This is a genomic window from Bosea vaviloviae (assembly GCF_001741865.1).
GTDB lineage: Bacteria > Pseudomonadota > Alphaproteobacteria > Rhizobiales > Beijerinckiaceae > Allobosea > Allobosea vaviloviae.
Map to the genome: position 1 here is coordinate 1,107,691 of NZ_CP017147.1, position 13,125 is coordinate 1,120,815.

Annotated in this window: 11 protein-coding genes and 1 pseudogene; 8 read left to right on the plus strand and 4 right to left on the minus strand. The window is 65.2% G+C overall.

Annotated features, from left to right (window positions below; all coding sequences use genetic code 11):
- Positions 1-13: 13 nt before the first annotated feature.
- From yidC to BHK69_RS05275, 7 genes and pseudogenes are all read left to right on the plus strand, one after another.
- Positions 14-1,822: pseudogene (gene yidC, locus BHK69_RS05245) on the plus strand (membrane protein insertase YidC); the annotation flags it as partial.
- 250 nt (positions 1,823-2,072) lie between these two features.
- Positions 2,073-2,705 carry a CatB-related O-acetyltransferase gene (locus tag BHK69_RS05250; RefSeq protein WP_069689185.1) on the plus strand — a complete coding sequence of 211 codons (633 nt, stop codon included), beginning with the start codon at positions 2,073-2,075 and terminating at the stop codon, positions 2,703-2,705.
- A 26-nt stretch (positions 2,706-2,731) separates the two neighbouring features.
- Positions 2,732-3,397 carry a ribosome biogenesis GTP-binding protein YihA/YsxC gene (gene yihA / locus BHK69_RS05255; RefSeq protein ID WP_069689186.1) on the plus strand — a complete coding sequence of 222 codons (666 nt, stop codon included), beginning with the start codon at positions 2,732-2,734 and terminating at the stop codon, positions 3,395-3,397.
- Between the two features lie 82 nt (positions 3,398-3,479).
- Complete coding sequence (locus BHK69_RS05260) at positions 3,480-4,241, plus strand: AAA family ATPase (protein ID WP_069689187.1); 762 nt, start codon at positions 3,480-3,482, stop codon at positions 4,239-4,241.
- 1 nt (position 4,242) lies between these two features.
- Positions 4,243-4,611 carry a DUF423 domain-containing protein gene (locus tag BHK69_RS05265; RefSeq protein ID WP_069689188.1) on the plus strand — a complete coding sequence of 123 codons (369 nt, stop codon included), beginning with the start codon at positions 4,243-4,245 and terminating at the stop codon, positions 4,609-4,611.
- Between the two features lie 91 nt (positions 4,612-4,702).
- Positions 4,703-5,599 carry an acetylglutamate kinase gene (argB, locus tag BHK69_RS05270; RefSeq protein WP_069689189.1) on the plus strand — a complete coding sequence of 299 codons (897 nt, stop codon included), beginning with the start codon at positions 4,703-4,705 and terminating at the stop codon, positions 5,597-5,599.
- Between the two features lie 179 nt (positions 5,600-5,778).
- Positions 5,779-6,528: a pyrimidine 5'-nucleotidase gene (locus BHK69_RS05275; RefSeq protein WP_069689190.1), complete on the plus strand. Its 750-nt coding sequence runs from the start codon at positions 5,779-5,781 to the stop codon at positions 6,526-6,528.
- A 182-nt stretch (positions 6,529-6,710) separates the two neighbouring features.
- On the opposite strand, the gene BHK69_RS05280 is transcribed toward BHK69_RS05275, so the two are convergent.
- Positions 6,711-7,856 carry an alpha-hydroxy acid oxidase gene (locus BHK69_RS05280; RefSeq protein ID WP_069689191.1) on the minus strand — a complete coding sequence of 382 codons (1,146 nt, stop codon included), beginning with the start codon at positions 7,854-7,856 and terminating at the stop codon, positions 6,711-6,713.
- Positions 7,857-8,072: 216 nt separating this feature from the next.
- Here BHK69_RS05280 and BHK69_RS05285 point away from each other — a divergent pair, with 216 nt between their 5' ends.
- Positions 8,073-9,266 (plus strand): O-succinylhomoserine sulfhydrylase, encoded by a 1,194-nt coding sequence (locus BHK69_RS05285; protein WP_069689192.1) that lies wholly within the window; start codon positions 8,073-8,075, stop codon positions 9,264-9,266.
- Between the two features lie 97 nt (positions 9,267-9,363).
- Here BHK69_RS05285 and hemA read toward each other — a convergent pair whose 3' ends face one another.
- The 3 genes from hemA to BHK69_RS05300 form a co-directional block, all read right to left on the minus strand.
- Positions 9,364-10,575 (minus strand): 5-aminolevulinate synthase, encoded by a 1,212-nt coding sequence (hemA, locus tag BHK69_RS05290; RefSeq protein ID WP_069689193.1) that lies wholly within the window; start codon positions 10,573-10,575, stop codon positions 9,364-9,366.
- Positions 10,576-10,665: 90 nt separating this feature from the next.
- Positions 10,666-11,925, minus strand: coding sequence for an allantoate amidohydrolase (locus BHK69_RS05295; RefSeq protein WP_069689194.1), 1,260 nt, complete (start codon positions 11,923-11,925; stop codon positions 10,666-10,668).
- A 29-nt stretch (positions 11,926-11,954) separates the two neighbouring features.
- The gene (locus BHK69_RS05300; protein ID WP_069689195.1) at positions 11,955-12,701 is read right to left on the minus strand and encodes an SDR family NAD(P)-dependent oxidoreductase; all 747 of its coding nucleotides are present in this window, start codon (positions 12,699-12,701) and stop codon (positions 11,955-11,957) included.
- Between the last annotated feature and the right edge of the window lie 424 nt (positions 12,702-13,125).

Here is a 13,125-nt window from a genome sequence, read left to right on the forward strand (position 1 = left end):
GTTTCCGATCATGATGAAAGAAGACAACCGCAACCTGCTTCTGGCGATCGCGCTCTCCGTGGTCGTGCTGCTCGGCTGGCAGTTCTTCTACGGCGTGCCGCAGATGGAGAAGCAGAAGCAGATCGCGCAGCAGAACCAGCAGGCGCAGTCCACGCCCGCCACGACGCCCGCGCCCTCGACCGTGCCTGGCCAACCTGCCGGCACAGCCGCTCCGGGCGCCGTCCCCGCGACACTGGCCTCCGAGACTCGCGAGCAGGCGCTCGCCCGCAGCCCGCGCGTCCGCATCGAGACGGCCAAGATCGCCGGTTCGATCGCGCTCACCGGCGCGCGCATCGACGACGTCTCGCTCAAGGCCTATCGCGAGACGGTCGATCCCAACAGCGCCATCATCATCCTGCTCTCGCCGCTCGGCGGGCCCGAAGCCTATTATTCCGATTTCGGCTGGGTGGCCGCTCCCGGCGCCGCCGTGCCGCTTCCTAACGCCTCGACCCTCTGGACCGCCGATGGGCCGGTGCTGCGGTCCGGCACGCCGCTGACGCTGTCTTGGGACAATGGCCAGGGCCTGCTGTTCAAGCGCGTCATCACCGTCGACGACAACGCCATGTTCACGATCAACGACCAGGTCGAGAACAAGGGCGGCGCGCCCGTCTCGCTCTTCCCCTATGGCCAGGTCGTGCGCCAGGGCAAGCCGGCGACGCTGGGCTATTACGTCCTGCATGAGGGCCTGATCGGCAATCTCGGCGAGCAGGGCCTGCAGGAATACACCTACGACAAGATCGACAAGGAGCCGCTGCTCTCGCCCGGCGCCAACGGCAAGGTCTGGAAGGATGCCGTCGGCGGCTTCGTCGGCATCACCGACAAGTATTGGGCCGCGGCGGTCGTGCCCGACCAGGCGCGCAAATATGAAGGCCGCTACTCCTCGGTCCAGACCGGCTCGCAACGCACCTATCAGGCCGATTTCCTCGGCGAGGCCGTCACCGTCGCGCCGGGCGCAAGCGCGGCGAGCCAGGCGCGCCTCTTCGCCGGAGCCAAGGAAGTCGCGGCGATCGACGGCTATGAGAAGAACCTCGGCATCAAGCGCTTCGAGCTCTTGATCGACTGGGGCTGGTTCTACTTCATCACCAAGCCGATGTTTTTCGTGATGGACTGGATCTACAAGCATGTCGGCAATTTCGGCATCGCGATCCTGGGCGTCACGCTGCTGCTGAAGGGCCTGTTCTTCCCGCTCGCGAGCAAATCCTACGCCTCGATGGCGAAGATGAAGGCCGTGCAGCCGGAGATGGTCGCGATCCGCGAGCGCTACGCGGACGACAAGATGAAGCAGCAGCAGGCGCTGATGGAGCTGTACAAGACGCAGAAGATCAACCCGATCGCCGGCTGCTGGCCGGTGCTGCTGCAGATCCCGGTGTTCTTCGCGCTCTACAAGATCCTGTTCATCACCATCGAGATGCGGCATGCGCCGTTCTTCGGCTGGATCAAGGATCTGGCTGCGCCGGATCCGACCTCGATCGTCAACCTGTTCGGACTGCTGCCCTTCGCCTCGCCGGCGTTCCTGCACATCGGCGCCTGGCCGATCTTCATGGGCATCACGATGTTCATCCAGATGAAGATGAACCCGGAGCCGCCGGACCCGGTGCAGAAGATGATGTTCACCTGGATGCCGGTGTTCTTCACCTTCCTGCTCGGCTCGTTCCCGGCCGGCTTGGTGATCTACTGGAGCTGGAACAACCTGCTCTCGGTGACCCAGCAGGGCTACATCATGAAAAAGCACGGCGCCAAGATCGAGCTGTTCGACAACATCAAGGGCCTGTTCGGCAAGAAGCCGGCGACACCGCCGGCCGCACCGCCGCCTGCGGCCAGCTCACCCAAGCCCACTGGCTCCAAAACATCGACAAAGGCTGCCGTGGCGAAGTCGGCGAGCACCAACAAGAAGTCGGGACCCGCTGCCGCCACGCCTGAGCCGGAGAAGCCGGCAAACAGCAACGAGAAGTGAGACAGGCGAGTGGCGAATAGCGAATGGCGAGGTAAAGCTTCCATTCGCTACTCGCCATTCGCCACTCTCGGGTAGTTCCATGCCCCTCCCCGATCCCCTGACCCGTCATCCCATTCCCGGCTGGAAAGGCACGGCCTTCCTCAAGGCGATCGTCGACAATCCGCTGATCGAGGTCGGCGACTACAGCTATTACGACGACTCGCGCGGGCCCGAGCATTTCGTCGCGCGCTGCGTGCGCTATCATTTCGACTTCATCGGCGACCGCTTGATCATCGGCAAATTCGTCGCGATCGCCCAAGCCGCGCAGTTCATCATGAACGGCGCCAACCATCCGATGGGCGGCTTCTCGACCTTTCCCTTCGGCATGTTCGGCTTCGAGAACGCGCCCGACTATACCCGTGAAAACACAGGCTTTCGCGGCGACACCGTCATCGGCAACGATGTCTGGATCGGCCGCGAGGCCGTGATCATGCCCGGCGTCACCGTCGGCGACGGCGCCATCATCGGCACGCGGGCGCAGGTCGCGCGTGACGTGCCGCCCTATGCCGTCGTCGTCGGCAATCCCGGACGCGTCGTGAAGATGCGCTTCGCGCCCGAGATTGTGGCGCAGTTGCTCGCGATCCGCTGGTGGGACTGGGAGCCCGAGACAATCGCACGCAATATCGGCGTCATCTCCTCGGCTGACATCGACGCGCTGCGCGCGGCCGTGTAGGCAAGGACGATGAGTAGACAAGCACGATGACGACGAGCCTGACCACGCCTTATGGCGACGACGAGATCGAAAGCGCGCGCAAGCTGTTCGAAGGCCCCTGGGACTTCGTCTGGGCCTCGACCCATGTCGACGACCTGCCGCCCATGGTCGGCCAGGAGATCGCCTTCGCCGGGCGCTCCAATGTCGGCAAGTCGAGCCTGATCAACGCGGTCACCCGCCGCAACGCGCTGGCGCGGACCTCGCATACGCCCGGCCGCACCCAGCAGCTCAATTTCTTCCGCCAGGTCGGCGCCGATGAGCGCCTGACCATCGTCGACATGCCGGGCTATGGCTATGCCGCCGTCGGCCGGGCCAAGGTCGCGGCCTGGACCAATCTGATCCATGAATATCTGCGCGGGCGCTCCAACCTGATGCGCGTCTATGTGCTGATCGACGCGCGGCACGGCATCAAGGATGTCGACGGCGCGGTGCTGGAGACGCTCGACAAGGCCGCAGTCTCCTATCAGGTCGTGCTGACCAAGGGCGACGCGCTCAAGAAGGCCGATCAGCAGTTCATGATCGAGGCGACCTATGACGAGATCAAGCGCCGCCCGGCCGCCTTCCCCGAGGTGCTGCTGACCTCCAGCGAGAGCGGTCTCGGCATTCCTGAACTGCGCGCCGCCGTGGGCCGCGTGCTGGCGGAGCGCGAGTGAGCGGCGCTCACGACCGGCAACCAGATCCATAGATGCTGCAGTTGAAAGCCTGGTTCGATGCGCAGTGAGCGGAAAGGCCCGGATGATGAGAGGATCGCGACCGACTCGCCTGCCTGCCCCTTTCCTCAAAAGGGTCTGGCTGGACGAGGACAAGGTCGCCGATCCCTCGCTTTATCCGTTCTGCCTGCCTTTTCTGGCGCGGGGTTTCGAGCTCGGCTTCGACCGCGCGATCACGATCATCGTTGGTGAGAACGGGACCGGGAAGTCCACTCTTCTGGAGGGGATCGCGGCACTGGCGGGTTATGATGAGGCAGGTGGCGGCAAGGGCTATCGTCCGGTCGATCATTCCATTGCGATCGAGGCGATGGGCGGCGCGCTCGGCCCGGCCTTGCGAGCGAGTTGGCTGCCGAAGATCACGAATGGCTGGTTTTTCCGGGCCGAGAGCTTCTTTTCGGTGGCCCGCTATCTGGACGAGGCCGCGATCGGCTCCGGGCCGCCGCCGGACTTTCTGTCTCATTCCCATGGCGAGGGCTTTCTGCGCTTCTTCGAGGAGCGCTGCGTGCGGCAGGGCTTATTCATCTTCGACGAGCCGGAATCCGCGCTGTCGCCGGCGCGCCAGATGACATTCCTCAAGCTGCTACAGCGGATCGAGCGGGCGGGACATACGCAGGTGATCATGGCCACCCATTCCCCCATGCTGATGGCGTTTCCCGGCGCGCGCCTGCTCGGCTTGTCGAAATACGGGCTGGAACCCATCGCACTTGAGGACACCGCCCATTTCCGGATCATGCGCGAGTTCTGTGCCGACCCGGCCGGCTTCGTCGAACTCGCGATCGAGGACTGAGATGACTGCCACAAAGATCCATCTCACCCTCGCTGCCCTGCTGGGCCTTGCCGGCGTCGCCTTGCTGGCGGCGGCCGCGCATGTCACCGGCACGCAGAATGTTGGCACCGCCGGACAGATCCTGCTCTTTCACGCCCCTGCCGTGATCGGCGCGACCGCAGCCCGCAAGGCCGGTTTCCTGACCGATTTCGTGGCGCGCCTGGCGGTCTCGGCGCTGATCCTGGGCGCGGCCCTGTTCGCTGCTGATTTGACGCGGCGGGGCTTTTTCAACGAGGGCCTGTTCCCGCGCGCTGCGCCGATCGGCGGCTGGTTCATGCTCGGCGGCTGGCTCGGGCTGGCTGTGGCCGCAGTGCTCGCGCCACGCAGCTGAGACCGTCGAAAACCGGTTTCCACTTTTGCGCATGATGCTCTAGAAGGCGCACCGGCGCGGCTGTCTTGCGCGCGCTTGCGGAGCCTGTTCGATGATCAACCCCGCCCTTCTGACACCGTCGCAATCGGCCGACCTGCTGGTCGTCGCACTGCCGCATATGCAGCGCTACGACCAAGAGGTCGTCGTGATCAAATATGGCGGGAACGCCATGGGCGATGCCGCGACGGCGGAGGATTTCGCCGAGGACATCGTGCTGCTCGAGCAGTCGGGCGTGAAGCCCGTGGTCTGCCATGGCGGCGGGCCGCAGATCGCGCGCATGCTGACCAAGCTCGGCATCAAGTCGGAATTCAAGCAGGGCCTGCGCGTCACCGACCAGGCGACGGTCGAGATCGTCGAGATGGTCCTGGCCGGTTCGGTCAACAAGGAGATCGTCGGCTACATCTCGCGCGAGGGCGGCAAGGCGATCGGGCTGTGCGGCAAGGACGGCAACATGGTCACCGCCCGCAAGGTGACGCGGACCATCGTCGATCCGGATTCGAAGATCGAGGAAATCCTCGATCTCGGCTTCGTCGGCGAGCCTGACAAGGTCGACACCACGGTGCTCGACGCCGTGCTCAAGGCCGAACTCATCCCTGTGCTCGCGCCGGTCTGCTCGGCGGCCGACGGCCAGACCTATAATGTCAACGCCGACACCTTCGCGGGCGCTATCGCGGGCGCTCTCAACGCCAAGCGCCTGCTGCTTTTGACCGATGTGCCTGGCGTCCTGAACAAGGATAAGGAGCTCATCCCGGAGCTGACGGTGGAGGAATGCCGCAGGCTGATCGCCGATGGCACGATCTCGGGCGGCATGATCCCCAAGATCGAGACCTGCATCTACGCGCTGGAAAAAGGCGTCGAGGCCGTCGTCATCCTCGACGGCAAGGTGCCGCATGCGGCGCTGATCGAGCTCTTCACCGATACCGGCTCGGGCACGATCATCCGGCGGTGATCCGCGCCTCCCTACCCGTCATTGCGAGGAGCATGGCGACGAAGCAATCCAGGGCCGCAGTGCGAACCCTCCTGGATTGCTTCGCTGCGCTCGCAATGACGGCGTGGAGTCGGCCTCGCTCTTAAACCTTAGCAGAGGACTTGCATGTCAGGCTGGGAGCGCCACATTTCTGAGTCCCCATGAACACGCACGCCTCACCTCCCGCCTCCGTGCCGCCGCTGCCCGCGGAGGCCTTCGCCCATGTCGACCACTGGGTCTTCGACCTCGACAACACGCTGTATTCGCATGAAGCGAAGGTCTGGCCGCAGGTCAACGAGCGGATCACGCTGTTCCTGCTCGAGCTCTTCGGTCTCGACGGCCTGTCGTCGCATGCGCTGCGCCGCTACTATTACGAGCGCTACGGCACGACTCTGAAGGGGCTGATGGAGGAGCATGACGTCGATCCCGACGACTTCCTCGATTTCGCCCACCAGATCGACCTGACCCTGCTCGATCCCGACCCGGCGCTGGGGGATGCGATCGCGGCCCTGCCCGGGCGCAAGCTGATCTTGACCAACGGCTCGCGCGGCCATGCCGAGAACGTCGCCGGCAAGCTCGGCATCCTGCATCATTTCGAGGACATCTTCGATATCGTCCAGGCCGGCTTCCTGCCCAAGCCCGAGCGGGCGACCTATGAGAACTTCCTCGCCAAGCATGCGGTCGACCCTGGGCGGGCTGCGATGTTCGAGGATATCGAGAAGAACCTCATCGTTCCCAGCGCGCTGGGCATGAAGACCGTGCTGATCATCCCGCGCACGCCCGACCCTTTCCGCGAGGTCTGGGAGCAGGCCGCGATCGAGGCCGGGCATGTGCACTACGTCACGGACGACCTGACCCGTTTCCTGGCGCCGCTGGGGCGAGAGGGCGGCGCGGCAGGCCAAGGCGCCTGAAGTCGGAGCGAAGCGGCTTCCAGAGGCTGTTTGGAAACGTCGCGAGCCCTCATCCTGAGGAGCCATTCCCTGGGAATGGCGTCTCGAAGGATGCTCCAGGAGGCTCCCGAACCATCTGAAGCATGCTTCGAGACGCCGCTGCGCGGCTCCTCAGGATGAGGGCTGGAGTTTCCGATCCGGCCCTACCGGAAGCGCAGGTTCTCGCGCGACAGCTGGTCGATGCTGCTGCAGCCCATCAGCTTCATCCCGCGCTCGATCTCGGTGCGCATCGCGCCAAGCGCGCGCTCGACGCCCGGCTGGCCCGCCGCGGCCAGGGGATAGAGATAATAGCGCCCGAGGCCGACGGCCTTGGCGCCCAGAGACAGCGCCTTCAGTACATGCGTGCCGCGCTGCACACCGCCATCCATGATCACGTCGATGCGGTCTCCCACGGCATCGACGATCTCGGCGAGCTGGTCGAAGGCCGCCCGTGAGCCGTCGAGCTGGCGGCCGCCATGGTTCGAGAGAACGATGCCGGTGCAGCCGATATCGACGGCCCTCCTGGCGTCGGCAACCGACATCACGCCCTTCAGGCAGAACTGTCCCGACCAGAGCTTGACCATCTCCGCCACATCGTCCCAGCTCATCGTCGGGTCGAGCATTTCGGTGAAATAGCGGCTGATCGACATGGCGCCGCCGCCCATGTCGACATGGGCGTCGAGCTGCGGCAGCCTGAAGCGCTCATGCGTCAGATAGTTCAGGGCCCAGGCCGGCTTCAGCGCAAACTGCAGCATGCCGGCAAGCGTCAGCTTGAACGGAATCGAGAAGCCCGTGCGCAGGTCGCGCTCGCGGTTACCGCCGGTGATGCTGTCGACGGTGAGCATCATCACCTCGACGCCGGCATCCCTGGCGCGCTGCATCATGGCGCGGTTCAGGCCGCGATCTTTGTGGAAGTAGAACTGGTAGACCTGCGGCGTGTCGTGACGTTTGCGCAGCTCCTCGAGGCTGGTCGTCCCCAGGGAGGACACGCCGAACATGGTGCCGTATTTCGCTGCCGCCGCCGCGACGGCGCGCTCGCCCTCATGGTGGAACAGGCGTTGCAGCGCCGTCGGCGAGCAATAGACCGGCATCGCCAGCTTCTGGCCCATGACGGTGACCGACATATCGACTTGCCCGACGCCGCGCAGGACGTTCGGAACCAGATCGCAGCGTTCGAAGCTTTCGCTGTTGCGGCGGTGGGTCACCTCGTCATCGGCTGCGCCGTCGATATAGTCGAAAATCGGCCCCGGCAGCCGCCGCTTCGCCATCATCCGGAAATCGTGGAAATTGTGGCAGCCGCCCAGGCGCATCGTTTGTGTCTCGAAGTCGGATTGTCTGCTGAGGAGAGGTCGCGACCTTGGCCGAGATTTCCAGGCTTGGCCAGTTGGAGTCCTGTGACCGCCGGTTGAATACCTCCGGAGAAAAATCGTTGCGACAACGGCTCTGGCGGGGCAGATCGTTCGTCTTTACGGACCAGTTTTGATCTGTTATCGCTTTCGTCCGTTATAACGAACAAGGCAGAGATCATGACCGGACAAGACAAGGGGGCGAGCCTGCACCCGGAAACGCGGCTGGTCCATGCCGGCACCCTGCGCTCGCAATTCGGCGAGACCTCCGAGGCGCTGTTCCTGACGCAAGGCCATGTCTATGACAGCGCCGAGCAATGCGAGGCGCGGTTCCTGAACAAGGATCCGGGTTTCCAGTACGCCCGCTTCTCCAATCCGACCGTGACCATGCTGGAGCAGCGCATGGCCGCGTTCGAGGGCGCCGAGGCCTGCCGCGCCACGGCGACCGGCATGGCTGCGGTCACCGCGGCGGTGATGGGGCTGGTGCGCGCCGGCGACCATGTCGTGGCCGCGCAGGCGCTGTTCGGCTCCTGCCGCTATGTCGTCGAGGAGCACCTGCCGCGTTACGGCGTGGCCTCGACGCTGGTGAACGGGCCCGACATCGAGGCCTGGCGCAAGGCGGTCAGGCCCAACACCAAGGTGTTCTTCCTCGAGAGCCCCTCCAATCCGACGCTGGAGGTGATCGACATCGCGGCGGTGGCCGCGATCGCCAAGGAAGTCGGCGCCAGGCTCATCGTCGACAACGTCTTCGCGACGCCGCTCTTCCAGCGGCCGCTGGAGCTGGGCGCGGACATCGTGGTCTATTCCGCCACCAAGCATATCGACGGCCAGGGCCGCTGCCTCGGCGGGCTGCTGCTTGCCTCCGAAGAGCTCATCCAGACCGAGATCCAGACCTATCTGCGCCAGACCGGCCCGGCGATGTCGCCCTTCAATGCCTGGGTGATGCTGAAGGCGCTGGAGACCTTGCCGCTGCGCGTGCAGCGGCAGGCGCAGAGCGCGACCATCATCGCCGATTGGCTGGCCGGCCAGGAGAAGCTGTCCAAGGTCATCTTCCCCGGCCATAAGGACCATCCCCAGGCCGCGACCATCGCCAAGCAGATGAGCGGCCCCTCGACTCTGATCGCCTTCGAGGTCGCCGGCGGCAAGGACGCAGCCTTCCGTCTGCTCAACGCGATGAAGCTGATCCGCATCTCCAACAATCTCGGCGACGCCAAGAGCCTGATCGTCCATCCCGCCACGACGACGCATCAGCGCTTCACCCCCGAGGTGCGGGCGTCGATGGGCGTGACCGATGGGATGATCCGGCTCTCGATCGGGCTTGAGCATCCCGACGACCTGATCGCGGATATCAGGACGGCGCTGGCGGCGGTCTGAGGCCAATATCGTCATTGCGAGCGTAGCGAAGCAATCCAGAAGCGGCAGCGCTCTACGCCTCCTGGATTGCTTCGCTACGCTCGCAATGACGTTGAGATCACGCCGCGCGCTTCAACCCGACCTGGCCCCAGATCGCCGTCAGCGCGCCGATGAGATGATCGATATCGGCGTCGGAATGCATCGGCGAGGGCGTGATGCGCAGGCGCTCCGTGCCGCGCGGCACGGTCGGATAATTGATCGGCTGGACATAGATGTCGAAGCGCTCGAGCAATTCGTCGCTGATCCGCTTGCACAGCACGGCGTCGCCCACCATCACCGGCACGATATGGCTGGGATTGGGCAGATGTGGGATGCCGACAATGTCGAGCCGGGCGCGGACGGCGGCGACGCGGTCCTGCTGGCCCTGACGCTCGGTCTGGCTGCGCTTGAGGTGGCGGATCGAGGCCAGCGCACCGGCTGCCAAGGCCGGCGGCAATGAGGTCGAGAAGATGAAGCCCGAGGCGAAGCTGCGGATGAAGTCGCAGGTTGCGGCGGAAGCGGCGATATAGCCGCCCATGATGCCGAACCCCTTGGCAAGCGTGCCCTCGATCACGGTCAGGCGATGGCTCAAGCCCTCACGCTCGCTGACGCCGCCGCCGCGCGGGCCGTAGAGCCCGACCGCATGGACCTCGTCGATATAGGTCATGGCGCCGAACTCGTCGGCAATGTCGCAGAACGCCGCGATCGGTGCGATGTCGCCATCCATCGAATAGACCGACTCGAAGGCGATCAGCTTGGGTCGACCAGGGTCGATCGTCTTCAGCTTGCGGCGCAGATCCTCGGGGTCGTTATGGGCGAAGACATGCTTCTCGGCGCGCGAATGGCGGATGCCCTCGATCATCGAGGCGTGGTTCAGCGCGTCCGTCAGCACAACGCAGCCGGGCAGGCGGGAAGCGAGCGTCGAGAGCGAAGCCCAGTTCGACATATAGCCGGAGTTGAACAGCAGGGCTGATTCCTTGCCGTGCAGGTCGGCGAGCTCCCGCTCCAGCAGCACATGGTGGTGGTTGGTGCCGGCGATGTTGCGGGTACCGCCGGCGCCGGCGCCGCAGCCATCGAGCGCGCCATGCATCGCGGCAAGCACATCGGGATGCTGGCCCATGCCGAGATAGTCGTTCGAGCACCAGACGGTGACGTCGCGCGGGCCCTTCGCGCCGTGATAGGTCGCGCGCGGAAAATGGCCGGCATGGCGTTCGAGATCGGCGAAGACCCGGTAGCGGCCTTCCCTGTGGAGCCCGTCGAGCTCCGCGCGGAAGAAGTTCTCGTAGTCCATCGGAAGCCTCCTGACGGCCTACCTCCTACGCAAACCGGCGCAAGCGGGAAATGGCACGCGGTGTCGCGGGGGAAATGCCCCGATCGCGCCTCAAGCCTCCCGGCGCGCGAGAACCAGCAGCGTCTCCAATAGCACGCGGATCGCGATACCGGCATCGGCCTCGGTCATGGTCTCCAGCGGCGAATGGCTGATGCCCTTCTCGTTGCGGACGAACAGCATCGCCGCCGGGCAGAGTTTCGCCATCGTCATGGCGTCGTGGCCGGCCCCCGATGGCAGCCGCCGCGCGCTCAGATTCGCGCCCGTGCGGGCAATGCCTGCCGCGAAAGCCTCCTGCAGGGCCTCATCCATCGGTACGGCCTCGGCCTTGGCGTAGGGCGTCAGCGCCATCGTCACGCCCCGGCGCGCCGCGATCTCGGCGAAGCGGGCGCGGATGTCGGCGTCCACCAAGGCGAGCGTCTCGTTCGAGGGGCTGCGGAAATCGACCGTGAAGTCGACGGCTCCGGGCACGACATTGGTGGCGCCCGGGTCGGGTCGGAGTGCGCCCACCGTGCCGACCGCCTGGTCATGGCCGGCGGCGATCACTTCCAGCGCCAGCACCATCTCGGCGCTGGCGGCGAGCGCGTCCTTGCGCAGGCTCATCGGCACCGTGCCGGCATGGCCGGCCTCGCCGGTGACGCGGATGCGCGCGCGGCTTTGCGCGTTGATCGCGGTGACGATGCCGACTGCCTCGTTCTCGGCTTCCAGCACCGGGCCCTGCTCGATATGGATCTCGAGATAGGCCTTCACCGAGCCAGGCTTGCGAGCCAGCTTGGCGATGGCGGAGGGATCGCCGCCGAAGGCGACGAGCGCGTCGGCGAGCCGTGTTCCATCGGAATCGCGCGCCTCGAGCGAGGCCGGATCATGCTCGCCGGCGAGCGCGCAGGAGGTCGAGAGATGGGTAGGGAAGCGGACATTCTCCTCATCGCCGAAGGCCACGACCTCGAGCGCGAAGGGCAGGACGATGCCTGCGTCCCGCAAGGCCTGCACCGCCAGGATGCCGGCGACGACGCCGAGATTGCCGTCGAAGCGCCCGCCATCCTTCACCGTGTCGATATGCGAGCCGATCATCACCGCCGGCAGGCCGGGCGTCGCGCCCTCGCGCCGGCCCTGCACGGAACCGGCTGCGTCGATGAAGGCGGTCAGTCCGGCCACCTCCATGGCGCCTCTGGTCCACTCGGCCGCCTGCCTGTGTGCCGGCGAGAGATAAAGCCGCGTCAGCTTGCCCGGCTCGTCGGTGAAACGGTTGAGGCCTTGAAGCGCGGCGAAGGCGCGCGCGCCAAGCACGGCGGCGGAGGGAAGCATCTGAGTCATGGCACCAAGTTTAGGTCATGCCATCAAGCTTAGTAAGTCGCCCGGCCGCCCGAAAGGTCGAAAACGCCGCCGGTGGTGAAGCTGTTCTCGGCTGAGGCGAGGAAGGCGACCATGGCGGCGACTTCATCGGGCAGCAGGAAGCGCCCGCGCGGGATCTTGGCGAGCATGTAGCCGATATGCTCCTCGCTCATCTGGTCGAAGATGCGGGTGCGGGCGGCGGCCGGGGTGATGCAGTTCACCGCGATGTCCTGCGTCGCCAATTCCTTGCCGAGCGACTTCGTCAGCGCAATCACCGCCGCCTTCGAGGCTGAATAGGCCGAGGCGTTGGGATTGCCCTCCTTGCCGGCGATCGAGGCGACCAGGACGAGGCGGCCGTAATTGCGCTTGATCATTCCCGGGATCACTGCCTGGCAGCAATGCAGCGTGCCGTCGACATTGAGGCGCATGACCCGCGCCCATTCCTCAAGCGGGTATTCCCAGGTCTTGAGGTTGGGGCCGGCGATGCCGGCGCTGGTGACAAGGATGTCGACGCTGCCATGCCGGGCCTCGAGCGCATCGCTCGCCGCCTTCACGGCGGCCGCATCCGTCACGTCGATGGCGAGGCCTGTCGCCTCGCCATCGATCTCGGTCGCGGCCTTGCGCGCGAGATCGCCATCGAGATCCCAGATCGCGACCTTGGCCCCGCTGGCGGCGAAACGCTCGGCGACGGCGCGGCCGATGCCCTGGGCCCCGCCGGTGACGATGGCGACGCGGTTCTTTAAATCGATTTGATTCATGCTCAGTCCCTGGCTCGGTGGTGCCGCAACCTAGAGCAGGATGCGAAAAAGTGGGAACCGGTTTTTCGCATAGATCCTGCTCTCACTCTTGATAGATCCTGCTCTCACTCTTGGATGAGAGACGGATTCAGATCGCCGCGACTGTGAACCCGTGCCAGCGTAAGGGTCCGCGCACAGGAGGCACGGGTTCGGTCGCGACACGGACGGCGGTTGGGACTGGAGGAGCAGCTGGGAACGCGCGCCATCTGGGCTGCGTTCGCTGGGCCGCGTTAAGATTGGATACCAACCGAAAGATTTCGGTAACCATACCAGCAATCACTGAGCGATCACGCCGTCGTGCCAAAATGAAGCGCGCAACTCGCAAAGGTTAGGTTTTTCAACGCCAAGTTGTAATAGCAGGAGTAGCGTAGCGACAACGTGCCGG